General features: G+C 63.0%; 27 protein-coding genes. 18 read left to right on the top strand and 9 right to left on the bottom strand.

The genetic code is table 11. The annotated features are described in order from the left end of the window. Positions 1–52 precede the first annotated feature (52 nt). Positions 53–1000, bottom strand: coding sequence for a helix-turn-helix transcriptional regulator (locus YUO_RS0103875; protein ID WP_028346106.1), 948 nt, complete (start codon positions 998–1000; stop codon positions 53–55). 474 nt (positions 1001–1474) lie between these two features. On the opposite strand from YUO_RS0103875, the gene YUO_RS0103870 reads away from it, so the two are divergent. After that, complete coding sequence (locus YUO_RS0103870) at positions 1475–2407, top strand: helix-turn-helix domain-containing protein (RefSeq protein ID WP_028346105.1); 933 nt, start codon at positions 1475–1477, stop codon at positions 2405–2407. 27 nt (positions 2408–2434) lie between these two features. Here YUO_RS0103870 and YUO_RS0103865 read toward each other — a convergent pair whose 3' ends face one another. Further along, a complete protein-coding gene (locus tag YUO_RS0103865) occupies positions 2435–3292 on the bottom strand; it encodes a catalase (RefSeq protein WP_083754452.1) in 858 nt (285 codons plus the stop codon). Positions 3293–3667: 375 nt separating this feature from the next. On the opposite strand from YUO_RS0103865, the gene YUO_RS0103860 reads away from it, so the two are divergent. The 4 genes from YUO_RS0103860 to hflX all read left to right on the top strand — a co-directional run bounded on the left by YUO_RS0103860 (position 3668) and on the right by hflX (position 9312). Further along, complete coding sequence (locus YUO_RS0103860) at positions 3668–5986, top strand: sensor histidine kinase NtrY-like (protein ID WP_028346103.1); 2319 nt, start codon at positions 3668–3670, stop codon at positions 5984–5986. A 17-nt stretch (positions 5987–6003) separates the two neighbouring features. Then, positions 6004–7374, top strand: a complete 1371-nt coding sequence (gene ntrX / locus YUO_RS0103855; RefSeq protein WP_028346102.1) for a nitrogen assimilation response regulator NtrX — start codon at positions 6004–6006, stop codon at positions 7372–7374. A 301-nt stretch (positions 7375–7675) separates the two neighbouring features. Continuing rightward, positions 7676–7924 (top strand): RNA chaperone Hfq, encoded by a 249-nt coding sequence (gene hfq, locus YUO_RS0103850; protein WP_006020546.1) that lies wholly within the window; start codon positions 7676–7678, stop codon positions 7922–7924. An 11-nt stretch (positions 7925–7935) separates the two neighbouring features. After that, the gene (gene hflX, locus YUO_RS0103845; protein ID WP_028346101.1) at positions 7936–9312 is read left to right on the top strand and encodes a GTPase HflX; all 1377 of its coding nucleotides are present in this window, start codon (positions 7936–7938) and stop codon (positions 9310–9312) included. A 20-nt stretch (positions 9313–9332) separates the two neighbouring features. Here hflX and mazG read toward each other — a convergent pair whose 3' ends face one another. After that, positions 9333–10184 (bottom strand): nucleoside triphosphate pyrophosphohydrolase, encoded by an 852-nt coding sequence (mazG, locus tag YUO_RS0103840; RefSeq protein WP_028346100.1) that lies wholly within the window; start codon positions 10182–10184, stop codon positions 9333–9335. A gap of 130 nt (positions 10185–10314) precedes the next feature. Here mazG and queC point away from each other — a divergent pair, with 130 nt between their 5' ends. Further along, positions 10315–11025: a 7-cyano-7-deazaguanine synthase QueC gene (gene queC, locus YUO_RS0103835; protein ID WP_028346099.1), complete on the top strand. Its 711-nt coding sequence runs from the start codon at positions 10315–10317 to the stop codon at positions 11023–11025. 52 nt (positions 11026–11077) lie between these two features. Here the strand turns inward: queC and YUO_RS0103830 are convergent, their stop codons facing one another. Genes YUO_RS0103830 through YUO_RS0103815 form a run of 4 tightly spaced genes read right to left on the bottom strand, consistent with a single transcriptional unit; the run spans position 11078 to position 14041 of the window. Further along, entirely contained in the window at positions 11078–11464 is a 387-nt protein-coding gene (locus YUO_RS0103830) for a nitrile hydratase accessory protein (protein WP_051379208.1), read from the bottom strand. After that, entirely contained in the window at positions 11464–12123 is a 660-nt protein-coding gene (gene nthB, locus YUO_RS0103825) for a nitrile hydratase subunit beta (RefSeq protein ID WP_028346097.1), read from the bottom strand. The genes YUO_RS0103830 and nthB overlap by 1 nt, the downstream gene beginning before the upstream one ends. Beyond that, complete coding sequence (nthA, locus tag YUO_RS0103820; protein ID WP_028346096.1) at positions 12123–12770, bottom strand: nitrile hydratase subunit alpha; 648 nt, start codon at positions 12768–12770, stop codon at positions 12123–12125. Before nthA ends, nthB begins: the two co-directional genes overlap by 1 nt. Positions 12771–12823: 53 nt before the next feature. Next, a complete protein-coding gene (locus tag YUO_RS0103815; protein WP_028346095.1) occupies positions 12824–14041 on the bottom strand; it encodes an MFS transporter in 1218 nt (405 codons plus the stop codon). 150 nt (positions 14042–14191) lie between these two features. On the opposite strand from YUO_RS0103815, the gene YUO_RS0103810 reads away from it, so the two are divergent. Both YUO_RS0103810 and YUO_RS0103805 read left to right on the top strand, forming a co-directional pair. After that, positions 14192–14998, top strand: coding sequence for an enoyl-CoA hydratase/isomerase family protein (locus tag YUO_RS0103810; protein ID WP_028346094.1), 807 nt, complete (start codon positions 14192–14194; stop codon positions 14996–14998). A 230-nt stretch (positions 14999–15228) separates the two neighbouring features. Beyond that, positions 15229–15606: a rhodanese-like domain-containing protein gene (locus tag YUO_RS0103805; protein ID WP_028346093.1), complete on the top strand. Its 378-nt coding sequence runs from the start codon at positions 15229–15231 to the stop codon at positions 15604–15606. A 178-nt stretch (positions 15607–15784) separates the two neighbouring features. On the opposite strand, the gene YUO_RS0103800 is transcribed toward YUO_RS0103805, so the two are convergent. Further along, a complete protein-coding gene (locus YUO_RS0103800; protein WP_028346092.1) occupies positions 15785–16987 on the bottom strand; it encodes a M24 family metallopeptidase in 1203 nt (400 codons plus the stop codon). A 414-nt stretch (positions 16988–17401) separates the two neighbouring features. Between YUO_RS0103800 and YUO_RS0103795 the strand changes: the two genes are divergently transcribed. Beyond that, a complete protein-coding gene (locus tag YUO_RS0103795; protein WP_028346091.1) occupies positions 17402–17917 on the top strand; it encodes a DUF1269 domain-containing protein in 516 nt (171 codons plus the stop codon). A gap of 281 nt (positions 17918–18198) precedes the next feature. On the opposite strand, the gene YUO_RS48865 is transcribed toward YUO_RS0103795, so the two are convergent. Next, the gene (locus YUO_RS48865; protein WP_083754450.1) at positions 18199–18549 is read right to left on the bottom strand and encodes an oxidoreductase; all 351 of its coding nucleotides are present in this window, start codon (positions 18547–18549) and stop codon (positions 18199–18201) included. Positions 18550–18763: 214 nt separating this feature from the next. On the opposite strand from YUO_RS48865, the gene gvpJ reads away from it, so the two are divergent. The 9 genes from gvpJ (at position 18764) to YUO_RS0103745 (ending at position 24967) form a co-directional block, all read left to right on the top strand. Beyond that, positions 18764–19063, top strand: coding sequence for a gas vesicle protein GvpJ (gene gvpJ / locus YUO_RS48860; RefSeq protein ID WP_156908464.1), 300 nt, complete (start codon positions 18764–18766; stop codon positions 19061–19063). A gap of 20 nt (positions 19064–19083) precedes the next feature. Beyond that, positions 19084–19818, top strand: a complete 735-nt coding sequence (locus YUO_RS39680; protein ID WP_035725833.1) for a GvpL/GvpF family gas vesicle protein — start codon at positions 19084–19086, stop codon at positions 19816–19818. A gap of 11 nt (positions 19819–19829) precedes the next feature. Beyond that, complete coding sequence (locus YUO_RS0103775) at positions 19830–20075, top strand: gas vesicle protein GvpG (protein ID WP_028346090.1); 246 nt, start codon at positions 19830–19832, stop codon at positions 20073–20075. Beyond that, on the top strand, positions 20072–20395 hold the full coding sequence (locus YUO_RS0103770) for a gas vesicle protein (RefSeq protein WP_028346089.1): 324 nt from the start codon (positions 20072–20074) through the stop codon (positions 20393–20395). The genes YUO_RS0103775 and YUO_RS0103770 overlap by 4 nt, the downstream gene beginning before the upstream one ends. Beyond that, positions 20392–21177 (top strand): GvpL/GvpF family gas vesicle protein, encoded by a 786-nt coding sequence (locus YUO_RS0103765; protein ID WP_028346088.1) that lies wholly within the window; start codon positions 20392–20394, stop codon positions 21175–21177. Before YUO_RS0103770 ends, YUO_RS0103765 begins: the two co-directional genes overlap by 4 nt. Continuing rightward, positions 21174–21371 (top strand): gas vesicle protein, encoded by a 198-nt coding sequence (locus tag YUO_RS39675; RefSeq protein ID WP_035725831.1) that lies wholly within the window; start codon positions 21174–21176, stop codon positions 21369–21371. Before YUO_RS0103765 ends, YUO_RS39675 begins: the two co-directional genes overlap by 4 nt. Next, positions 21368–21673, top strand: a complete 306-nt coding sequence (locus tag YUO_RS0103755; RefSeq protein ID WP_235782614.1) for a gas vesicle protein K — start codon at positions 21368–21370, stop codon at positions 21671–21673. The genes YUO_RS39675 and YUO_RS0103755 overlap by 4 nt, the downstream gene beginning before the upstream one ends. Positions 21674–22029: 356 nt before the next feature. Next, positions 22030–23049 (top strand): TRAP transporter substrate-binding protein, encoded by a 1020-nt coding sequence (locus YUO_RS0103750; protein ID WP_028346086.1) that lies wholly within the window; start codon positions 22030–22032, stop codon positions 23047–23049. Positions 23050–23068: 19 nt separating this feature from the next. Next, positions 23069–24967, top strand: a complete 1899-nt coding sequence (locus YUO_RS0103745; protein ID WP_028346085.1) for a TRAP transporter large permease — start codon at positions 23069–23071, stop codon at positions 24965–24967. Positions 24968–24982 lie beyond the last annotated feature (15 nt).

Here is a 24982-nt window from a genome sequence, read left to right as displayed (position 1 = left end):
TTGGATTTGCGACTGCCCCAGAGCGATTGCCGTACCTGTAGAGCGATTGCTGTTACCGAATGCGTCGCCGCCAATCGCTCGGTGTTTCTCCGGTCAGCTTCCTGAACGCGGCGGCAAAAGCGGTCTGCGAGGAGTAGCCAAGCGCGGCTGCGATCGAGACGACCGACGCGTCCGTGTCCCGCAGCATGTTCATGGCCTGCTCGAGTTGGTGCTGGCGTAGCCAAGCATGCGGCGAAAGCCCCGTGCTTTCCTTGAAGGCACGGCAGAAATGGAAGCGCGACAGGCCAGCATCGGAAGCGAGCGCCGCGAGCGAGACGTCCGCATCGGCATCCGAACGCAAGCGCTCGATAGCGCGGCCGAGCACCTTCGGTGACAACCCGCCCATGACCGGCTGGATCGTGGTTGGCGAGCCGGTGTGCGCAGCCAACAGACGGGTGGCCAGGAGGTCCGTTAGTTGCTGCCTGAAGAGCGTATCCAGGGCCTCGTTGCCCTCCAGGACATCCGAGGCGCTCAGGAGCAATCGGGACGTAATGGGGTCAGGATGCGCCGTTCGCTCCAGGAGATTGGTCGATGTGGGGGCGCCGGCTTCGTCGGCAACCCGCTTCAGCGTTGTGTCAGGAAGATAGAGCTGAACGACATCAACAGGTTTTGGAATATCCCATCGGGAGCTTGATCCTTCCGGAATGATTATCAGAACCCCGGGACGGAACGTTCCAATCGCAACCGATCTTCCTGTCCGCCGCTCCATGCGCTGCACCGAGCCGTTGTAAGCCATGATGACGTGGTGGGTCATGGGCTCGACGACGTCGTGCAATGGGTCATGCTTCCAGTGGGCGATCCCGGCCCCGGAGGTGTCCAAAGCCATGCGGAGTGGTTTGGTGTGAAGCACGCGTGCCATCTCCGCATCGGCAGTACGGGAATCGGCGATCTGCGAAGGATCCGCGTCTGACGCGGTGTGGGAATTCACTTGCGAAGAATTGCGCAGGATTGGCTTGCTCATGGCAGTTGCTCGCTTGAAGGGGGCCTTTCGCTCGCGCCGCCGGGCCTGACTTGCGGTGCTGACGCGAAGCTGTTGCTTCCTGTCTGACCGTACTGATGCCGCCAAGCGTCGAGAGCTTTCGGTGCGCGTTCTAGGCGCGTCGAGCTACGGGGGTCTTTCCTAAAGCGGCGGTGCTTTGCCTGATCTTGCTGCAAGCGGCCATCAAGCGTTTGTGACCGAAGTCGCTCAACGGTTGGGCAGGGTCGGCCTCTGCCGTCGAATGAGGCAAAGGCCGCTACCATTGCGTGTGCTTGGGTTGCAAATGGACCACAGTGCTGCCATTCCAAAGCAAGCGGCTGCGTTGTCACAAAGCTGATGAGATAACGGTCTCGGCCAAACATCGTAGACGGCCACGCTCTGAAAGCAGATAATACGCATTCATTTCGCTGACGGCGCGGTGACCAGCCCTTCCAAATTCAAAGTGAGATAACGCATATGGCACAGGCGGGCGCGTTTGGCGCGAGGCTCGGGCGATTCCTGCACCTGAAAGACGCGCCGCCGTCGCTGGTCACGCGTTCACTGCGCGGCGTTGAACTGGCGGTCACCGAAACGCGCGATGATAACCCGATACCCGGCCTTTCCGGCACGCTGACACCGGAGGACGCCTTTCTCGTCAGCCTGAAGCTTCACGATTATCCGGACTGCGAGCTTTGGGAGCGCGGTAAGTGCATCATGAAGAGGGATGTCCGGGCCGGCGCAACCTATCTGTACGATCTCAAGCGCGATCCGCGCTATGTGATCGATAAGCCGTTTCACTCCCTGTTTTTCCATCTTCCGCGCTCGGCGCTCGACGGCATCGCTGAACAGTCCGGCGCGCCGCGCATTGGCGATCTTGCATGTGAGCTCGGCGTCGGCCACGACGACACGGTCGTCCGTCATATCGGCGCCTCGTTCCTGGAAGGATTGCGGCGGCCGTCCGAGGCGAACCAGCTTTTCATCGATCACATGATGCTCGCGCTCACCGCGCACGTTGCCCAGACCTATGGCGGACTGCGGCGCAATACCGAGCTGGCCCGCGGCGGCCTTGCGCCGTGGCAGGTCAAGCGCGCGTGTGAAAGACTGGAGTCAGACCTCGGCGGGACGCTTTCGTTGCAACAGATCGCGGCAGAATTCGATCTCTCGGTCAGCCACTTTTCGCGCGCCTTTCGCATCTCCACCGGCCTGCCGCCACACCAGTGGCTGCTTCGCCAGCGCGTGAAGGCGGCCAGGCAGCTTATGACCGTTCGCGACCTGCCGCTGGCGGAAATTGCGGTGTCGGCGGGGTTCGCCAATCAGAGCCACTTTACGCGGGTGTTTACCTCCGTGATCGGCGTCAGCCCGGGAGTGTGGCGTCGCGAAATGCTGGGCGCACCGGAAAGCGAAACGTGATCGGAGCACGGCAGCAGCCTCGTCCGCTCAGCGACGCCTTGTCCGCGAGATAGTGTAAGCGGCGCGGCGGGCCGCAAACATCTCGTCCGGCGGATGACCGATGCCTTCGGCCAGAGTTGCCGGATTGAACACGGGCTCGTCGCCCGCATCGTTTGCTTCAACACCGGTGATCACGATCGTACCCAGCCGCACCGCTTCGCGTCCGTCCTCATCGGGCCATCGGACGGTCACGTCCATGACGGGGTCACCGGGACGATCCAGCAGCGCCATTACGCTGAACCTGATATCGCGAGCCGCGATCCGGGTTTCGAGGTCGTCGTGCAGCAGCCCGGCAGGCTTTACCCTGACCTTGGGTTCGGTCGCCTGTTCGCTAACCGGCGTGACCTTGAACTTGATGAACCTGGTCTCGCCCTTCGAATTCGTCGCGGGAAAAGCGTGCACGCCCCAATAGGTTGTGCAGGCAAAGCTTGCGGGCGGCGGATGCGCGGCTATGTAGCTTGCCTGATGCAGCGTCTCGGGATTGGCAACTGAGAATGCCTCGACCTTTTCCAAGTCCGGCCTGCCGTCGGGTCCTGGAATGCGCGCTCGGAGGAAAGCCAACATCTGGTCAAGCGTCCTCGCGAAATGAACCGGGGCGCTCTGTGTGAATATTTCCGAGCGCTGGCCATCGCTGCCAAGCCGGAAGCTGAAACCGCGCAACAACGTGTCGTTGGTGTCTAGGCCTCCTTCCACCGAGAAGCGCGCCAGCACGCGCGATGGCTTGGTGAAGCTACAGGATTTCGTGATCTCCTTGGCTTGATCGGATGGGGCATAGGTGCCGCGAACGCACCGACCCCTGGCAAAGCTGGCACGTGTCTTTGGCGGAAGACCCGCTACCCACTTCATAGCCGCGACGATGGATGCGGGGCTGGCAGGGCCGCGCGGGAACTTGGGCAGGACGGGACCTCGGGTTCGAATGTTGGTGCACGGTTCTGGCCCAGGACGGCTTGGGCGTCTTTCCCGAATCCCCCATGCCTTGTCCGATTTTGCGACAAAGCTTGCCGATGGCACCTTCCCCGATGGGTTGCCGTCACGCTGCGGATAATTGTCTGGTGAGGATGATTCGACGCTTGGTAATTTTACCACTCGCGTGAAAAGAATTCCGGTAAGCTATTGATAAAACAAACATCTTACTGATGCCGCAATTCGGCAACATTGTGATATGAATGCATCAGTCCGCAATTGGCGGGCCATAGCCTTTCAGCTCACCGAATTGCCGGAATGAACACCGCAGAGACGAACTCGGCACCATCGTTCGACCCATCGCTTACCGAATCCGGAGGAGGGATCCTGCGGAAGTGGGTGGCACCGTTTGCGGTCGCCGTCGCGCTGCTGTCGGCATTTCTGACCTTCATCGTCTTGGCCGGCCTGACGCCGATCGAGCCTACTCGCCAGGTTGTCTATTCGTTCCTGCTGATCAATGCAGCGACCACACTTCTGCTGGTCGCAATCATAACCCGCGAAGTCTGGCTGGTGATCCAGGCGCGGCGGCGTGGCCGGGCCGCGGCACGGCTGCACGTTCAGATCGTCAGCCTGTTCTCCATCATCGCCGTGCTGCCGGCCGTACTCGTCGCGATCGTCGCCAACGTGACCATCGACCGCGGCCTCGACCGGCTGTTCTCGGGTCCGACGCGCGAGGTCATAGAGAACTCGCTGACCGTTGCCCGCGCCTACATGCAGGAGCACGCAAGGCTTATCCGTGGCGACATCCTGGGTATGACGGAAGATATTGCCCGCGCGCGACCGTTGTATGATCAGGACCGGCGGTCGTTTCAGGAACTGCTGACCGCAAATGCGGCCGCACGAAACCTGCCAGCCGCGATGCTGGTTGACAAGAATGGCAACATCCTGGTCACGGCGAAGACCGGAATCCAGCAGGAATTCACGACACCGCCGCAGGACTTTCTCAGCAACGTCAATGAAGATGAGCCGCCGATCGCGGTCTTTCCCGAAGCCAATTATGTGGCAGCGGTGATCCGGTTGCGCGCCTTTGACGATACCTTCCTTTACGTGGCACGCCTGCTCGATCCGCGTGTGATCAGCCAGCTCAAGCAGACCGAGGCCAGCGTCGCCGAATATGCCCAGATCGAAGCCCGCCGGCTCGGCATTCAGGTCGCCTTCGCGCTGATGTTTGCGGTGATTGCGCTGACCATTCTGATGGCGTCGGTGCTGATCGGGCTGAATTTCGCCAACTGGCTGGTGGCGCCGATCCGCAATCTAATGAGCGCGGCCAACATCGTTTCGACCGGCGATCTGCATGTCCAGGTGCCGGTCCATAAATCCGAGGGTGATCTCGCCCAACTCGGCGAGACCTTCAACAAGATGACGGCCGAATTGCGCACCCAGCGCGACGAGCTGGTCAGCGCCTCGGAGCTGATCGACAGCCGACGCCGCTTCATCGAGGCGGTGCTCTCCTCGGCCAGCGCCGGTATCATCGGCGTCGATGCTTCGGGCAGCGTCGGCATCCTCAATCGCTCGGCCGAGAAACTGATTGGCCATGCGGAATCGGAGACCTTGGACCATCCGCTATCGGACGTTCTGCCCGAACTCGATGACATGATGAAGACCGCGCGCGAGGGGACGCAGCGCCTGGTGCAAGGCCAGATCACGATCACCCGCGACGGCCACGAGCGCAACCTGTCGGTCCGCGTCAGCGCCGAGCAGACCAGCCACTCGCGTGACAGCTACATCATTACGCTCGATGACATCACGGAGCTCGTCTCCGCGCAACGTACCTCGGCATGGGGCGACGTGGCGCGCCGCATCGCCCATGAGATCAAGAATCCGCTGACGCCGATCCAGCTTTCGGCCGAACGCATCCGCCGCAAATTCGGCAAGGTCATCACCGAAGACAAGAACATCTTCGAACAATGTACCGAAACCATCGTGCGACAGGTCGACGACATCAGGCGGATGGTTGATGAATTCTCCCGCTTCGCGCGGATGCCAAAGCCGGTCATGGAAGGCGAGGACGTCGCCGATACCGTGCGGCAGGCGGTATTCCTGATGAAGGTCGGACATCCCGATCTCGATATCGAGGCCGATATCAAGCAGGACCCGATGCGCGCGCAGTTCGACCGCCGGCTGATCTCGCAGGCGCTGACCAACATCATCAAGAACGCGACGGAGGCGATCGAGCAGGTCCCGCCGGAAGAACTCGGCAAGGGACGCATCGACGTCATCGCCGCGCGCGAAAGCGACGACATCGTGATCGACGTGATCGACAACGGTGTCGGCCTGCCGAAAGTGAGCCGTGCGCGGTTGCTGGAGCCCTATGTGACGACGCGCCAGAAGGGCACCGGTCTCGGGCTCGCCATCGTCGGCCGCGTCCTGGAAGACCATGGCGGCCGCATCGAGCTCAAGGACGCCTCCGATTTCCGCCCCGGACAGCGCGGCGCCTGGATGCGGCTGCGGTTCGCCGTATCCGGCCATGCGCCGAAGCATCCGGCTCCGGAGACAAAACCACAGATTGACGAAACCAATAAGGCGGCATCCGCGACCAATGATGAAACAAAAACCGAAGCCGCAACGGGCAACTGACAAGGCAGGTGTAACCCATGGCCAGTGACATTCTGATTGTCGACGACGAAGCCGATATTCGTGACCTCGTTGCGGGCATCCTGGAAGACGAAGGCTTCAATACCCGTACCGCGCGCGACAGCGATTCGGCATTGGCCGAGGTCGCCAACCGCCGCCCGCATCTGGTGTTTCTCGATATCTGGCTGCAGGGCTCCAAGCTCGACGGCCTGCAACTGCTCGAGCAAATCAAGAAGGAGCACGCCGACGTTCCAGTGGTGATGATCTCAGGCCACGGCAACATCGAGACCGCGGTGGCAGCGATCAAGCGGGGCGCCTATGACTTCATCGAAAAGCCGTTCAAGTCCGACCGGCTGATCCTGGTGGCGACGCGAGCGCTGGAGACCTCGCGCCTCAAGCGCGAGGTGAAGGAACTCAAGCAACTGGCTCCCACCGCGAGCGTCCTCACCGGACGCTCCGCCTGCATGAACCAGTTGCGCCAGACCATCGACCGCGCGGCCAAGGCCAACAGCCGCATCCTGATCGTCGGCCCCTCCGGCTCGGGTAAGGAATTGGCGGCGCGCACGCTGCACAATGCATCGAGCCGTGCAGAAGGCCCGTTCGTCGTCATCAACGCCGCGGCGATTACCCCGGAACGGATGGAAGTCGAGCTGTTCGGCATCGAGCAGACCAACGGCGAGCAGCCGCGCAAGCCTGGCGCGTTGGAAGAGGCTCACGGCGGCACGCTGTTCATCGACGAAATCGCCGACATGCCGCGCGAAACCCAGAACAAGATCCTGCGCGTGCTGGTCGATCAGACCTTTCAACGCTCGGGAGGCGCTGCCAAGATTCATGTCGACGTCCGAATCATCTCCTCGACCGCGCGCAATCTGGAGGAGGAGATCGCGGAAGGGCGATTCCGGGAGGATCTCTACCATCGATTGTCAGTGGTGCCGATTCGTGTTCCCCCGCTATCGGAACGCCGCGAGGATATCCCCGAACTGATCGATTATTTCATGGACCAGATATCGGCGGCGACAGGCTTGCCGAAGCGGCAGATCGGCCAAGATGCGATGGCGGTATTGCAGTCCCATGTCTGGCCCGGCAACGTCCGCCAGCTCCGGAACAATGTCGAGCGCGTCATGATTCTGGCCGGTGGCGGTCCGGAAGCGATTATCACAGCCGATATGCTGCCTCAGGATGTCGGCTCGATGGTGCCGGCGATGCCGACCAGCAACAATGGCGAGCACATCATGGGGTTGCCGCTGCGCGAGGCGCGGGAAGTGTTCGAGCGTGACTATCTGATCGCGCAGATCAGCCGGTTCTCGGGCAATATTTCGCGTACGGCCGAATTCGTCGGCATGGAGCGTTCGGCGCTGCATCGCAAGCTCAAGGCGCTAGGGGTTGGCTGAGGCTGATTGAATCGCGCTTCTGCGATACGAATCGAACGCGCCGCCAACCCAATGGGGTCTCTCCGATTCATGCATCTGCTTGGGAATATTTATCTCTTTCCGGACGCTTGCGGAGAATGGCCACTGGGTTCCGCGCCGGTGGCGCCCGAACCGGCTTGCCTAATAACCGCGCGTACCCTCTAATCGTGCTGTCGAGCCGACCGGAGGGGGATCTCAGGGTGGGCCGGCAGGTCGGGGCAGGCTCCGCGAGAGAGCAACAACGGCTTAATAAAAAGAAGCACAAGACGGCGGGACAAAAACAATGGCGGCAGACCGCGCACAAAATCTACAAGACACCTTCCTAAATCACGTTCGTAAAACAAAAACGCCACTGACGATCTTTCTGGTCAACGGAGTAAAGCTGCAGGGGATAGTCACCTGGTTCGACAATTTCTGCTTGCTGCTTCGGCGCGACGGCCACTCGCAGCTAGTCTACAAGCATGCGATCTCGACCATCATGCCCGGCGCTCCGATCCAGTTGTTCGAGGGCGGTGAGGATGCTCCGGCTTGAGAGTGAACTGATTGGAACCCTTCGACCGTGAAGGGAGCGCCGACCGTCCGCGGTCGGCGGGGGCCAAACAAAGTGGGCGGGTGATCGTCATCGGCCCATATTTGCGAATGCGCCGCGGCGATGCCGATGCGCAGGCGAACGAGGCTGCGCGCGATTTCGAGGGCCGGCTTGAGGAAGCCACGGGTCTGGCGCGCGCCATCGACCTCACGATCGCCGACGCGCTGATTGCGCCAGTGACCCAGATCCGTCCAGCGACTTACCTCGGCAAGGGAAAGGTCGAGGAGATCACGGGCCTGATCGCAGGCCATGATATCGAGCTGGTGGTGATGGATTGCGCGTTGGCGCCGATCCAGCAGCGCAACCTCGAGAAGGCCTGGAACACCAAGGTGCTCGACCGCACGGGACTGATTTTGGAAATTTTCGGCCGCCGCGCCAAGACCAAAGAAGGCGCGCTGCAGGTCGAGCTCGCGCACCTGAACTATCAGCGCAGCCGTCTGGTGCGGTCATGGACCCATCTGGAGCGCCAGCGCGGCGGTTTCGGCTTCATGGGCGGCCCCGGCGAGACCCAGATCGAGGCCGACCGTCGCCTGATCGGCGACCGCATCACGCGGCTGGAAAATGAACTGAAGAAGGTGCAGGCGACGCGGCGGCTGCACCGCGCCGGCCGGCAGCGGGTACCGTATCGCGTGGTTGCGCTGGTCGGCTACACCAATGCTGGCAAATCGACCTTGTTCAACCGGCTTACACGTGCCGACGTGCAAGCGGCCGACATGCTGTTTGCGACGCTGGACCCGACCTTGCGCGCGCTGAGCCTGCCGCATGGCGGCAAGGCGATGCTCTCGGACACCGTCGGATTCATCTCCAACCTGCCGACGCAGCTCGTCGCCGCCTTCCGCGCCACGCTGGAAGAGGTACTGGAGGCCGATATCATCCTCCACGTGCGCGACATCTCGCATGAAGACGCGGCGGCGCAGGAGCGCGACGTCGATGCCGTGCTGCGTCAGCTCGGCATCGATCCGGATGCCGGCGCACGTATCCTCGAGGTCTGGAACAAGATCGATCGCTTCGATCCCGAGGAACGCGAGAACCTGCGCAACATCGCCGCGCGTCGCCCGCCGGAACGGCCGTGCTTCCTGGTCTCCGCGGCGTCAGGCGAGGGGATCGATGCGTTGCTGACCGCGATCGAGGATCGCCTGGCGGCGACGCGCACGACGCTCGACCTCTCCATCGACGCTTCCGACGGCGCCGGCATCAGTTGGCTGCATCGCAATGCCGAAGTGCTCAACAAAGAGCTCCGCGACGGACGCTTCGACATGACGGTGCGCGTCGACGAGACCAAGCGCGATATCGTGGTGTCGCGGTTCGATGCCGTTCCGCGGGTGGCGTAATTGTCGCGCGAACGCGCGTCCTATCTCCGATCAATCCGCGCTGAGGCTGCGGCTGGCTGTTCCGCATCCTTAGCTTCATTCCACAATGCATCCATTTCGGCGAGTGTTGCGTCCTCGAGCGAACGGCCTTTGGCCGCCAGCACGCGCTCGATGTAGGCAAAGCGGCGCTCGAACTTGGCGTTGGTGCCGCGCAGCGCGGTTTCGGGATCGGCGCCGACATGTCGCGCCAGATTGACCAGCGCGAACAGGAGATCGCCAGTTTCGGCCGCGAGTTCGTCAGGCTTGCCGTTCTCCAGGGCGGCTTCGATCTCATCAGCCTCCTCGCGAATCTTGTGCAGCACCGCGTGGGGATCGTTCCAGTCGAAGCCGACGGTGGAGGCCTTGCGCTGCAATTCCATCGCGCGCGTCAGCGCCGGCTGGCCGGCCTTGACGGTTGCGAGCAGCGATTTGTGCGTGGTCTCTTCCGACGGCCGCCGCGCCGCGCGCTCGGCCTTTTCCTCAGCTTTGATGCGTTCCCACGCGCTCTTGACGCCCGCGGGGGCGATGTTGCCGTCCTTGTCGGCGAACACATGCGGATGACGGCGTATTAGCTTGCCTGTGATCGCCTCGACCACGTCGCCGAAGGCAAAGGCGTTTTGCTCTTCCGCCATGCGGGCGTGATAGACGACCTGCAGCAGGAGATCGCCGAGTTCCTCGCGGAGATCATCGAAATCGCCGCGTGTGATCGCGTCGGCCACCTCATAGGCTTCTTCGATGGTATAGGGCGCGATGGTCGCAAAGTTCTGTTCGAGGTCCCACGGGCAGCCCGTGACCGGCGTGCGCAGCGCCGCCATGATCTCGATGAGGCGGGAAATATCGCGGGAAGGGGTCATGGGGTTTCCGTCGCTTGAAGGGGCAGGCCGCTTTATGCCGCAAGCGATCGACCGATCCCAGCGGAACAGGCTAAAATCGAGGCAATTTCCACCGGTTGGCCTTGGGGCGCGGGAGTGCTAATTGCCCGTCATGAGCGACCAATCACTGTCCGAAACCGCGCTGGTGCTGTTTTCCGGCGGGCAGGATTCCACCACCTGCCTGGCTTGGGCCTTGCGGCGCTTTGCGCGCGTCGAAATGCTCGGCTTCAGCTACGGCCAGCGCCACGCCATCGAGCTCGAGTGCCGCGACCGGCTGCTGTCGGGCTTAAGGTCGTTGCGGCCGGATTGGGCGGTAAAACTCGGCGAGAGCCACACGCTGGAGATCCCGACGCTTGCAGAGATTTCCGATACCGCGCTGACCCGCGATGTCGCGATCGAAATGGGCGCTGACGGCTTACCCAACACCTTCGTGCCAGGCCGTAACCTGGTGTTTCTCACCTTCGCCGCGGCGCTGGCGTACCGGCGTGGCATCCGCCACATCGTCGGCGGCATGTGCGAGACCGATTACTCCGGCTATCCGGACTGCCGCGACGAGACCATCAAGGCGCTACAATCGGCGCTGAATCTCGGCATGGCAAAGAATTTTGAGCTGCATACGCCGCTGATGTGGCTCGATAAGGCATCCACCTGGAAACTCGCGCACGACCTTGGCGGGGCAGGGCTGGTCGACCTGATCCGCGAGCACTCTCACACCTGCTATCTCGGCGAGCGCGGCGCGCAGCACGATTGGGGTTATGGCTGCGGCGAATGCCCGGCCTGTGCGTTGCGGGCGAAGGGCTGGCGGGAATATGCGGGGGCGTAGTCGGCAGGACTCGCGCCGCCCATTCGCATGTCGTCGCCTGCGAAAGCGGTCGCTACTTCCCGAAATCCTCCGCCCTCAGCTCGATCGGCGCGCCGTGGGGCGTGCGGTCGGCGGCGTGATCCCAGGCGTCACGGTAGCGATGCAGGACGTCTGACGTTGTGACGCCCTTGGCGGCGACGAGCGCTTCTAGCGTCGCGAGCCAGTGCCGGTAGTAGGTCTCGCCCGTATCTGGATCGCCTTCGGCCTGCGCGCGCTTGATTTGCTCCCCCAGCGTCTCCGCCCATTCCTTCCAGGTGAAGACGCCAGCCTCATGCAGCGCCAGCGCCATCGCGAAGGCGCGCGCTTCCCACGGCTCGCGAAACACCGGGCCGTCTTCATCGCGCGGCACGCCAGGGACAGCAACCGCCGCCCGCATCGCCTGTTGCGGGGTTAAATCCATCAAGTGCGCTCCAGATAGGATTCCCAGGCGTCGACGGAGACGCTGAGCGTCGGGTCGCCGTCCTTGCCCCACAATTCCGGCCCGTCGAAACGCACGGTGTAAAGCCATTGCGGGTCTTCGCCCTGGCCAAGCGAATTGGTGTCAGGAAACACATGGCAGCCGTGATTGAGCTCGATGGTGCCGAGATGGCCACGGACATATTGCGGCAGCCGCGTATGCGTCACCGGATGGATGTTCTTCATTCGCACGGTCTCGCCGACCGCAAACATCGCAGGCTGCTTCGGCTCGCGCTCGGTCGCGCCGCCGCGGCGGATCGCCGGCGTGACTTCATTTGGAGCGATCGGCTTGACGCCAGGCTTAGGCGGCGCCAGCGCTTTGCCGGCCTCGATTTCCTCGCGCGTCACCAGCCCGCGCTCGATCATCAGCGTTTCCAGCCCGGCCAGCCATAGTTCGAAATAGCTCTTGCTGAGGTAATCCTCAGGCGGTCGGTTCTCGCGCGCAAACCGCGACATATCGATGTTCCAGCCGCCAGGGCGCGCCATGGCAACCGTCAGCGCAAAAGCACGGCGCTCCCAGTCAGCATGAAACACCGGCTCGTTCGGCTCGGGCACGACAGGCCCAAAACCCTCGGCGCCGCCCATGTCATGCGCGCCGTCCATCAGGCAGCCTCACTGGGCTGCTTGGGCAAGCCGGTACCGATCATGCTGTCGCGGGTGACGAGTTCGGCGAGCTGTTGTTCGCTCCAGCCCTCGGTACCCTCAGGCCGCATCGGCAGCACGAGGTAGCGGATCTCGGCGGTGGAATCCCAGACCCGGATTTTGGTGATGTCCGGCAGCGTCACGGCGAAATCCCTGAGCACGCCGCGCGGATCGGACACGGCGCGGGAGCGATAGGGCGCGGATTTGTACCAGACTGGCGGAAGCCCCAGCACGGGGTGCGGGTAGCAGGAGCACAGCGTGCACACGACCATGTTGTGCTGCTCGGGCGTGTTCTCTACGACGACCATGTGCTCGCCCTGGCGGCCGGAATAGTCGAGCTCGGCAATCGCAGCCGTCGCGTCCTTCATCAGCCGTTCGCGGTAGGCGGGATCGCTCCATGCCTTGGCGACCACACGAACGCCGTTGCGCGGTCCGATCTTCTTCTCGTAGAGATCGATCAGGAGATCGAGCGCGGCCGGATCGACATAGCCCTTTTCGGTGAGGATCGATTCCAGTGCGCGCACGCGCAGCTCGGTCTCCGAGAGCTCGGAATGCTCGTGGTCATGGTGGTGATGGTGGCCGTGGTGGTCGTGATCATGGTCGCTCATGGCGTCAGGATAGGCGCAAAATCCGGGCTATGTCGAGGCAGGGAATCCACCCTTTAAGCCGGCTGCAGCCGCTCGCGTGATCGCGACGGCAGTGGCGGGAACGTCAACGCAATCGCCATTGCGGCGAGGCCTACGCTGAGCGCGCCGATGTAAAGCCAGCGGTAATCGTGGAAGGTGTCGAAGATCATGCCGCCGGCCCACGGCCCGAACGCCATGCCAAGGCTCGATACCATTGTAGCGGCACCGAACACCGTTCCCATGATCCGCGGGCCGAAATATTCGCGCGCCAGCACGGCATAGAGCGGCATCACTCCGCCATAGGCCGTTCCGAACACGATCGCGAGCGCGTAGAACTCGGCGAGCTTGCTGACGTAGAGATAGGTTCCAATCGCCAGCGCCTGTACCAGGAGGCCGCATACCAGCACCCGCTTGGCGCCCAGACGATCGGCGAGGATGCCGAGGAGGAGACGCCCGCCGAGCCCCGAGAGGCCTTCGACACTGTAGATGCTGACCGCGGTCATCGCCGGGATGCCGCAAAGCATCGCGTAGCTGACCATGTGGAAGATCGGCCCGGAATGCGCGGCGCAGCATGCGAAGAAGGTCAGCGCCAGCACCAGGAATTGGGGCGAGCGAAGCGCACCCGCAACAGACCATCCCGCTTCCGGATCGTTGCCAGCGAGCGACGCCGGCAAGGCGGATGGCCTCGCCACCGGAGGTTGCCGGACCAGCAGCGCGGCCGGTATCAGCAAGGCCCACGCCATCAAGCCCACGATCATCATCGCGGTACGCCAATCGTAGCTCGAGATCAGCCAGCGCGCGAACGGCGAGATCGTCATCGGCGCCACGCCCATGCCTGCAGACACCAGCGAGACGGCAAGGCTGCGGTTGTTCTCAAACCACACCGCTGCGGCGGCGATCATCGGTGCGAAGAAGGCGCCCGCGGCGAGGCCGACGAGAATGCCGTAAGCGAGCTGGAATTCGATCAGGGAGGTGGCGCGGCTGGCTAGCAACAGGCCCGAACCCAGGAGCAGGGCGCCGCAGAGGACGACCGGACGCGTGCCAAACCTGTCGCTGGCCGCGCCCCAGGCAAACCCGGCAATGCCCATGGTCAGGAAATCGATGGTCATCGCACCCGAAATTCCGGCGCGCGACCATCCCGTTTCCGTCGACATCGGTTCCAGATAAACGGCCAGCGAGAACATGGCGCCGATGCCGACGCATGTCATCAATGCGCCCATGCCGACAATCACCCAGCGATATGATGGTCCCATCTGCAAAAATGCTCCTTGTTCGCCCCCGATCCGCGCCAAGCGGATGCGATGGTTTCGCGAACAAGACGAACCGGAATGGACGAAGGATTCAGGTTCGCCGGAATTATTTCTGGTCTAAGCTTTCGGAAAAGACTGATAGGGAGCGATGGGTTGACCGGGTTTGTGACGATTGAAAAAGGCCTTGGGCCCGACGGCCGTATCGCTGTCGTGCGTTTCGACCGCTGCGACGGCATCAACGCCTTGTCGCCGGAAGCGCTGCGCCAGCTCACCGACGCCGCCCGCAGTTTTGAAGACGATGGCGCGACCTCGGTCGTGGTGCTGACAGGCGGCGCAAAGTCGTTCAGTGCCGGCTTTGATCTCAAGGACCCCGAGGGCCGCTCACGCAAGTCCATGGACGTTGGCGCCTTGCGCCGGCACTTGAAGCTCGGGCCGCGGCTGACCCGGGCCTGGCAGGACATGGAGCAGATCACGATCGGCGCCATCGAGGGCTTTTGCGTCGGCGGCGGCGTGGCGCTGGCGGTTGCACTGGATTTCCGGGTGATGGCCCGCGATGCCCATATGCGCGTGCCCGAGATCGGCCTCGGCATGAATATGAGCTGGCAGAGCGTGCCGCGCATGCTGCACCTGATGGGACCGGCCCGCACCAAGCAGGCCGTAATCCTGGCCGACCAGCGCATCACCGCGGCCGAGGCTTACGAATGGCGCCTGGTGGAGGAGGTGGCCGATGCCGGCAAGGCCTTCGACGCCGCGATGGCGCTCGCCGCCAAAATCGCCGCTCAGCCGCCGCTATCCGTCGCCATGACCAAGCTGACGGTCAATCGCCTCGCACACGCGCTCGATGATCTCGCCAGCCACATGGACGTCGACCAGTTCGCGCTGGCGAGCATGACCGAGGATCACAAAGAAGGCGTGGCGGCTTTTCTGGAGCGACGCAAGCCCAAGTTCAGAGGGAAATAGCGCGGTACGGCCGCGTTTGGCCAGATTTGCCGCGACAACCAGTGGGATTGCCACACCCAAAAATATAGCGCAGCATCCTTCAATTGCATGATCGAAATTAAAATGGGATGGGCTATTTGCCCCTTGCAACTTGCGACGGCCTTGCTGTGCGGATTTGGCATTGCGTGCGTCGCGGAAGCTTAGATTAGAACTCCGCCGTTGCTGGCGAGCCCACATATGGAGAAGGCCTAATGAAAACCGTACAAGCGATGCTCGCCGAAGCCGATGCTGAAGTCCCGCGTATCAGTCCCGATGAAGCTAAGGGATTGCTGGGAAGGGCCGATGTGCTTTTTCTCGATGTTCGAGAGCCAGCGGAAGTTACTGCCTCTGGAAAAGTTCCGGGTGCCGTCGCCATACCGCGCGGCCTCGTGGAATTCAAAGCGGATCCTGCCTCGGCGATGCACGATAAGGCCTTCGACCGGACCAAAACGGTTATCGCTTACTGCGCATCCGGCGGGCGTTCCGCGCTGGTGGGAAAGACGCTGAAGGATATGGGTTACGGCAACGTACGCAATCTCGGCGGCTTCAAAGGCTGGTTGGACGCAGGCGGAGACGTCGAAAAGGGCTGAGCCGCAAGCCAACGCTCGCGCACGACCGCGCATCGCGCAATGGTCGTCGCAACCTTCAAGTCACATGGTCTTCAAGTCACACGGTCTTCGGTCAATGGACTCGCCGCCGCCAGGCGGCGGTCCACTGCGCTGGCGTGAAGTTGGGCCTTTGTTGACTTCGAAAGCCTAACGAACAACCTCACCGCGCCAGCGCGCTGCCGCCAATATTCCAGCCCCGGCTGCCTTCGCCGAAGATCTCGTAGCCGGTTGCGGTCACTGCAACCGTGTCCTCCAGCTTGATGAAGCCACGGCGTGGGTGCTTCATCGTCGTTTCGATCGACACTACCATGCCGGGCTCCAAGGGCCGGCGCGCGTCCGGGTCATCGTAGGGAATAGGGCCGTTGGCCGTCAGGCGAGGGGCCTCGTGGCTGACTAGCCCCATGCCGTGCGCCAGGAAGTCGGTGCAGTCGCGCTGGCTGGACTGCGCGAGCCGCTTTTCCGCCGCGGCATAGATTTCGCCGCCCATAGCGCCCGGCCGCACCGCGGCGAATGCCGCCCGCTGGATGGCTTCGATGTCGGCCAGCAGGTCCTTGAGCTCGCTGTCCGGTTCGCCCAGCACGGCCATCCGCGCGAGGTCGCCAATATAGCCGTGATAGTTGCCGCCGGAATCCAGCGAGAGCACGTCGCCGGTTTCCCAGCGGTCGGCGGAAGGCGCCCGGTTGTGGCTGGCGCCGCAGGCCAGCAGGCAATACTCGAAAGTCAATCCGCGCTTGACCTCCGCGATCCTTAACGCGTCGAAAAGCTGCCGCTTGGTGGTACCCGGGCCGTGGTGTGCGATCACCTCGTCCATGGATTCGATCACCAATTCCGAAGCCTTTTTCAGCTTGGCCAGCTCCGACGGTGACTTCACGGAACGCAGGCGCTCCAGCACCAGCAGCGCATCCTTGATCTCGCTATCGGGCAGGGCGTCCGAAAGAGCCCTGCCGGCATCCATCGGCAGGAACGGCATCTCGACGCCGATGCGCTTCATCGGTACGCCCGCGCCCTTGATCAGGCCTGCCGCCAGCGAAACGGCATCCAGCGAGCCGTTACCCTCGGTGCGGACTTGCGGAACCCAAAGTGGCGCCACGGCCCGCTGGTGCGTTTCCAGCCGGTGTCCGACATAGGCCGCCTTGTCGGGCGCGCCCTTCGGGTAGATCAGGACAGGCAAGTACCGGCTGACGCCGAGCGCGTCCATGTAGTCGAAGAAGATCGCCCGCTCCGCGTCGAGCAGGTACTGGACGTTATGCTTCGAGGTCGCGACCAGGATATCAAGTCCAGCCGCTTCCATAAGGGAATCGAGCTTGGCGGTGTCGAATGGAATGGCGCGAGATTCGGTCGGACCACTGACGCGTTCTTGCATGATGAGACCTCCGTTGCGGCCGGCATGAACCAACTGGCCTCGGGGCTTTGTGTTTCGCCTGGAGCCGCATTGTGAGTGGGAAGCGGGGGGCGTACCAGCGATGAAATTTGCGGACTGCAATGCATATTGGCGAACGTTGGCTGTAACGGCCAGACCTTAAGCTCGCGAACTGATTGAGCTATCGACTGGTCCGTCTACCGGACCGGCGACGCTCACCATATCGTGAAGGTCACTCAGGGCGAGGCTTGAGCACCAATTGCCTCTCAGGTTGTTGTTGGCCTTGAGGCAGTATCAGGGTTGTCGCCGGGACACCGCACACCTTCGCATCAATTGTGATCGGACAGGCTCCGCGCGCGGCTCAGAATACTCCGGCTTTTATTGCTGGGGTCGGGGCAACTACGAAAGGAGAGCACAATGAGCGATCTGGTCGTTCTCGGCTTTGATGGACTGCACACCGCAGATGAGGTGCTCAACAAGCTGCGGTCTCTGCAGAAGGAATACCTCATCGATCTCGAAGATGCTTGCGTCGTTGAACGCGAGAAGGGCGGCAAAGTCTACCTCAAGCAAGCCGTCAGCTTGACGAAAGTCGGCGCGGCCACCGGCGGGACCACCGGCGCCTTGTGGGGCGCGCTTGTCGGCCTTCTTTTCCTGAATCCACTCGCCGGAATGGCGCTCGGTGCAATTGCCGGTGCCGGCATGGGTGCTTTATCAGGCTCTCTCACTGACTTCGGAATCCGTGATGACTTCATCAAGAAGCTCGGAGAGACGATTCCGGAAGGATCCTCTGCGCTCTTTGTGCTCTTCAGGAAGGTCACCGAAGACAAGGTGCTGCCGGAGATCGAACCGTTCAAGCCGCGCGTCCTTCGAACCTCCCTCTCGACCGATGCGGAGAAGAGGCTCACGACCGAGCTAAGCAAGGCGGCGGCGTGATCGGCGCGCAAGACCAGCGTCATGACGCGGCGGACGTCCCTCTCTGATCGCGCGCCGGACCGAGCAGCCGCCCCGCCATAGGCACAGCTTGGTTCGGCTGCGGATTGAGGTTCTCTGCGCACAGGCGATCGATCCCGTGCTGCTGGGTTGAATGCCGAGTTGCAGGCGGGCCGTGAGGCTCGTTCCAGCCGCAGCGGAGCGCGACCAAGCGCAAATTCTTCCACAGCAGGGACCGGCCTGACGGACTCGTTATTGGCCTAAGCCGCGACTCGTTCCTGTTCTCAGGTGTCGTTTCTGATTGGATCTGAGTCTCGACAGCAAAAAACGGAGATGTTCACCGGCTGTTTCACCGCTGCATTCGAGTCCAGTCTGGTTCCATTCGAGTCAAACCGCCGATTTTCCTGGTTGCATCGGAGTCCACCTAAGAGCGCCAAGGCGCGACGCTCCGATTGGAAGTTTGGCTGCGACATGATCTTTGAACTTACGATTAAAAACCGTACGCGACTGATTACGGTAATTGGCGATGGGCGAGGGAACTGATGGAGCAGATGACCATTCGCTCCGTGGATCTCGATCCCTTCGAGTCCAATTTTGGCAGCCCGGCGGGCGGCCGCTGCAAAGTCGTCGCGCACGCGCTGCTAGCGAAGCGCCGCGTTATGCCGGCAGTGAGGCCCCACGGAAACCCTTTGCGCTGACAGTGAAAATTGGCGGCGAGCGCATGCGGCAGCGCGAGGCGACGCGGCTTACGTCCTCGTTTTGAAACTAGTGCGAAGCTATGCGCGTATCAGTTTCCGGAAGGACAAATCGTGCTTTCCGGAAGGAGCAAACCGTATGACTGGAATAGCAATGACTCAAACGCCTCAAGCAAACGGTGGCAGATTGTCGGGCGAGCTGTACAAAGTCGTTGAATTGATCCTGGACCGCGGGCTGGTCATCGACGTGTTCGTGCGTGTGTCGGTGATCGGCCTCGAGGTGGTCACCATCGATGCGCGGGTCGTCGTGGCCGGCGTCGATGCTTACCTGCGCTTCGCCGAGGTGTGTGGCCGCCTCGATCTCACCGGCAGCAGCCCCCGGATCGGCCGCTCGCTGCCCGACGGCGCGCTGCCGCTCGAGCTACCCGGCCGGGCGCGCACGGAAATCGGCTGACCCAACAGAAAGGATGACTGATGAGCAGCTACGTCTACTGTGTCACGCGTGCCTCGCACCCACTACCGCTCGAAGGCGCGGTGGGGGTGGGGGAGCGAGCTCCAGCCCTCCGGCTCGTGCGCGAGCAGGATCTCGTCGCGGTGGTTAGCGACGCGCCGGAGAACTTGCGCGCGAAGCGGCGCGATCTGGTGAAGCACGATGCGGTCATCGGACGGATCTACGCAGCCGGCACCGTGCTGCCGATGCGGTTCGGGATGGTCGCGCCCGACGACGAGGCCGTGCAGACGGAGCTTCGATCGAGGGCGCGTCGCTATGGCGAACTGCTGTGCCGGATGGATGGCCATGTCGAGCTCAACGTCAAAGGCGTTCATGCGGAGGAAGCTCTTCTCCGCGACCTCTTGCTTCAGAACGACGAGTTACGCGCACGAAATCACGCACTTCGCGCCGCAGATGGCGGCCGCCATCAGGACAAGGTGGCGTTCGGCGAGCACGTGGCCGCCGCCGTTGCGGAGCGGCGCGCGCGTGACGCGGGTCAGGTCATCGCCCGCCTGCAACCACATGCCGCGCAGATACGTCGGGGCCCGCCGGTCGACGGTTGCTTCGTCAACGTATCGTTCCTGGTGGCGTCCAGCGCCCGGGCGGACTTCGACGGTGCCCTGTCGCCGCTGCGCCGCGAACTGCCCGGCTACGCAAGCGTCGAGCTGTACGGGCCCTTGCCGCCTTACAGCTTCGTCGGCAACGAAGCGGATGTGTGAGGGACGTGGCGGTGGGACTCCTGTCGCATGTCTTGTTGCTGCCGCTCGCGCCGGCCCGCTTCGCGCTGTGGACCATCGACCGGGTCGTCGACGCCGCTGCCGAACAGCATTGCGGCCCGGCAGCCATCCGGCGCGAGCTGGCCGAGCTTTCGCGGCAACTGGATGAAGGGTTGATCGATGCCGAGGAATTCGATCGACGCGAGGACGAGATCCTCGACCGGCTGGACGAGGGACGAAAGCGAGGAATGATCGCATGATGGAATCTGATCGCATGATGGAGTGGCACGGACGCCAGGGTGCTTCGCCGAACCTGGCTGACATTCTGGAGCGGGTTCTGGACAAGGGGCTGATCATCGCCGGCGACATCAAGATCAACCTGCTCGACATCGAGCTTCTAACCATCAAGCTCCGGCTGTTGGTCGCGTCGGTGGACAAGGCCAAGGCGATGGGGATCGACTGGTGGGAGCACGATCCGGCGCTTTCCCAGCCTCGGCCGCGGCAGCTCGCGGCCGAGAACGCGCGGTTGCGCAAGAAGATCAGGGCGCTGGAAACCGCCACTCTGGAGGCACGGCGATGAGCACGGCGAGCTATACTTACGCGGTCGCGCGCCCGTTCAATCCAACCCAGGCGGCCGGCCTCGTCGGCGTCGACGGCGCCGCGATCCACCTGGTCCGCCACCAAGACTTGGTCGCAGTGGTCAGTCCGCTTGCACCTGCCGACGCTGACGAGGCCGCGCTGCGAGCCAGGCTGGAGACGCTGGCCGAGCTAGAGGCGATCGCACGCGCGCACCACAGGGTCGTGGCGGCGGTTGCCGCGTGCACACCAACGCTGCCGTTCCGCCTCGCGACCGTTCACCGCACCGACGACCGCGTTGCGCAGTTGCTACGCCGGGAGTACCGGCGCTTCCGCGAGACGCTGGATCGATTCGCGGGCCGCGTGGAGGTGGGGGTGAAGATCTACGTGCAGCACGCGGGCGCATCTGCCGGCGCCATGTTCGTGGCCGAGAAAACCGACGGGTCCGGATCGGCGGGCGCGGGCAGGGACTACCTGCGCAACCGCCGCGAGCAGCGCAATCGGCGCCAGCACGCGTGGCGGCGCGCAACCACTGTGGCCGAGCAGATGGACGCCGTTCTCGCCGGGCTTGCCGTCGATCGCCGCCAACACCGAACGCAGAGCGCCGAGCTGTCGGCTGCTCCAGGCGAAAATGTATTCAACGCAGCCTACCTGGTGGATGCCGGGCGCGCCGAAGAACTCGCCGCCCGTGCACAGCGGCTGGGCGCTGAAAACCCGCACGTGACGCTCGAGATCACGGGCCCCTGGCCGCCCTATTCGTTCGCCGACAGCGAGGAGCGCACGTGAGCCCCGCCGCGTTCCCGGACCGACAGGTCGCACTAGTCGACCTGCTCGACCGGCTCTTGGCGGGTGGCATCGTGCTGGCCGGAGACATCACGCTGGCGATCGCCGACATCGACATGGTGCAGATCTCGCTTCGCGCTCTGATCACGTCGCTCGGCCGGACCACGCGATCTGGCGCAGCGGAGCAAGACCAGTGAGCGCCGGCGTCGCTGGACATGAGCCGGGGCCGCGCCAGCGCATTTCGATGGCGCCTGACACGGTCGAACGAGATCTGGCCCGCCTGGTGCTCACCGTCGTGGAGTTGCTGCGTCAACTCGTGGAGCGACAGGCGCTTCGTCGTGTCGACGAGGGCGGCTTGACCGAAGCGGAGGAGGAGCGCGTCGGCATGACGCTGATGCTTCTAGACAACCGCATATCGCGCCTGCGGGAGCACTTCGAACTCGCCGCCGAGGACCTGAATATCGACCTGGGACCTCTCGGTCCGCTGCTTCCGCGTTGAGTTCCCTCGGTCTAACGTCGAGCACATTCTGGCTGCGAAATTCCTAGACCTGAAATGCACAGGGTCAGGGCACAGTCCGATCACCGGGATTCGCATAAGGTATATTATGGAATATCGATATCTACAATTAGATCAGATATTTAGGCGGATATGTTGGCAAATCCAGTCAGCTTGGCGCCGAACCGGCTCGCCCCAGGCGGCTAAGACGTTTTGGATCTGCTGCGTCCCGGCCATTCCTATTGCCGACATCTGCTGACGCTGCAATAAGCGCGCGAGCGCGGTGATCGCTGATGATCCCGTGGACCGCAGGTTCGTTTCTCGGACCTCAAGAACAATAACTCTCAAGGGAGAATGAGATGAGCTTTTCACGACGCACGCTTCTCAAGGCATCCGCTGCGTCAGCGGTTTTGGGCGGCATCGGCGCACCGTTGGTGGCGCGGGCCCAGACCGCCGAATTTACCTACAAATACGCCAATAATCTTCCGGACGGACATCCGATGAACGCTCGCGCCAAGGAAATGGCGGCGGCGATCGAGGCCGAGACCAACGGCCGGTTTGACCTGCAGATTTTCCCGAACAACCAGCTCGGTTCCGACACGGACATGCTGAGCCAGATCAGGTCTGGCGGCGTCGAGTTTTTCACGCTCTCGGGACTCATTTTGGCGACGCTGGTGCCGGCGGCGTCCATCAGCGGCATCGGTTTTGCGTTCCCGGATTATGACACGGTCTGGAAGGCCATGGACGGCGGCTTGGGGGCTTATGTCCGCGGCGAGATCACCAAGGCGAACCTCGTGGTGATGGATAAGATCTGGGATAACGGCTTCCGCCAGACCACATCCTCGACCAAGGCCATTAGCGGCCCGGAGGATCTCAAGGGCTTCAAGATCCGGGTGCCGGTGTCGCCGCTCTGGACCTCGATGTTCAAGGCGTTCGATGCAGCGCCCGCCTCGATCAATTTCAGCGAGGTTTATTCGGCGCTACAGACCAAGATCGTCGAGGGCCAGGAAAACCCGCTGGCGATCATCTCGACCGCCAAACTATACGAAGTGCAGAAGTTCTGCTCGCTGACCAACCACATGTGGGACGGCTTCTGGTTCTTGGCGAACCGCCGCGCCTGGGAAAAGCTGCCCGAGGATGTCAGGACGATCGTCGCCAGGAATATCAACGCGGCGGCCATCAAAGAGCGCGAGGACGTCGCCAAGCTGAACGCCGGGCTGCAGCAGGAACTGGCCGGCAAGGGCCTGACCTTCAACCAGCCCAACGTGACGCCGTTCCGCGACAAGCTGCGCTCGGCCGGCTTCTACGCGGAATGGAAAGGTAAATACGGCGACCAGGCCTGGGAGCTGCTCGAGAAATCCGTGGGCAAGCTGTCCTGAGCGCATGTGAGCGGCCGTCGTGGCTCATGCCGAACTGAGTGAAGTGGTTGGCGGTGAGGTGGCTCAGCCCCCTCGCCGCCGTTCGTTGCTGGCGTCGATCGAGCACACCCTGGGAATGCTGGTCGAGCTTCCCGCAGCGCTGTTGGTCGTCGCCGAAATCGTCATCCTGTTTGCCGGCGTGGTAGCGCGCTACGCGCTGCACCGGCCGCTGATCTGGTCTGACGAACTCGCCTCAATCCTGTTCCTGTGGCTCGCCATGCTCGGCGCCGCGGTTGCGTTCCGACGCGCCGAGCATATGAGGATGACGGCGGTCGTCGCCAACGCGAAGCCTGCGATGCGCGCCTATCTCGATCTGGTGGCGACAGCAGCCGCCCTGGCATTCCTCATCCTGATTGCCTGGCCGGCTTATGAATACGCCTACGAGGAAAGCTACATCACCACGCCGGCGTTGCAGATCCTCAATAGTTGGCGTGCCGCGGCGCTACCGGTCGGCATTGCCCTGATGGCGCTGTTTGCTTTCCTGCGGCTCGCCCGCGTGGGCAACATCCGCACGGTGCTGGGCGCGATCCTGTCGGTCGCACTTGTCATCGGGATATTCTGGCTGCTCAGAGGCTCGCTCAAACCGCTCGGCAACCTCAATCTGATCGTCTTCTTTGTCGGCGTGGCCGGCTTCTGCGTGTTTGCCGGCGTACCGATTGCGTTCGGCTTTGGCTTGGCAACCTATGGCTATCTGGCGCTGACCACGGGCACGCCGCTGATGGTGCTGGTCGGGCGCATGGACGAAGGCATGAGCCACCTCATCCTCTTGTCGGTGCCGCTGTTCGTGTTCCTGGGCCTGCTGATCGAGATGACGGGCATGGCGCGCGCCATGGTGGCGTTCCTCGCAAGCTTGCTCGGTCATGTCCGCGGCGGGCTGCATTACGTGCTGGTCGGGGCGATGTATCTGGTGTCGGGCATCTCCGGCTCCAAGGCCGCCGACATGGCCGCCGTGGCGCCGGTGCTGTTTCCCGAGATGAAAGCGCGTGGCGCCAAGCCGGGCGACCTGGTCGCCCTGCTCTCCGCCACGGGCGCGCAGACCGAGACTATTCCGCCGAGCCTGGTGCTGATCACCATCGGCTCGGTCACGGGAGTATCGATCGCGGCGCTGTTCACCGGCGGCCTGTTGCCGGGCCTGGTGCTGGCAATCACGCTGTCGGCGCTGGTGTGGTGGCGTTACCGGAACGAGGATCTGCGGCACGTCACGCGGGCGAGCGTCACCGAGATCGTCCGCGCGTTTGCCATCGCCCTGCCCGCCATCGCGCTGCCGTTCGTGATCCGTTACGCGGTGGTCGAGGGCATCGCGACCGCAACCGAGGTTTCGACCATCGGCATCGTATATGCCTTCGTCGTCGGCTACCTGATTTACGGTCTCTTGATCTACCGCAATTTCGACTGGCGCCGGATCGTGCCAATGTTGGTCGAGACCGCGTGCCTGTCGGGCGCGATCTTGCTGATCATCGGCTGCGCTACCGGCATGGCCTGGGGCCTCACACAGTCTGGCTTTTCGCGGACGCTGGCGGCGGCCATGACCGGCCTGCCCGGTGGCTCGGCGACGTTCATCGCCGTCTCGATCGTGGCCTTTGTGATCCTGGGCAGCGTGCTCGAGGGCATTCCGGCGATCGTGCTGTTTGGGCCGTTGTTGTTTCCGATCGCCCGTGCGGTCGGCGTCCACGAGGTCCACTACGCGATGATCGTTATTCTCGCGATGGGTATCGGGCTATTCGCGCCGCCCTTCGGAGTGGGCTATTATGCGGCCTGCGCCATCGGGCGCGTCGACCCGGCCGAGGGTATCCGGCCGATCTGGGGTTACCTGCTGGCGCTGATGGTCGGCCTGATTATCGTGGCGATCTTCCCGTGGATTTCCATCGGGTTCTTGTAAGGTCAAACCTTTGCA

Origin of the sequence: Bradyrhizobium murdochi (assembly GCF_000472965.1) — a bacterium.
GTDB lineage: Bacteria > Pseudomonadota > Alphaproteobacteria > Rhizobiales > Xanthobacteraceae > Bradyrhizobium > Bradyrhizobium murdochi.
This window is presented reverse-complemented; position numbering and strand designations above follow the sequence as displayed.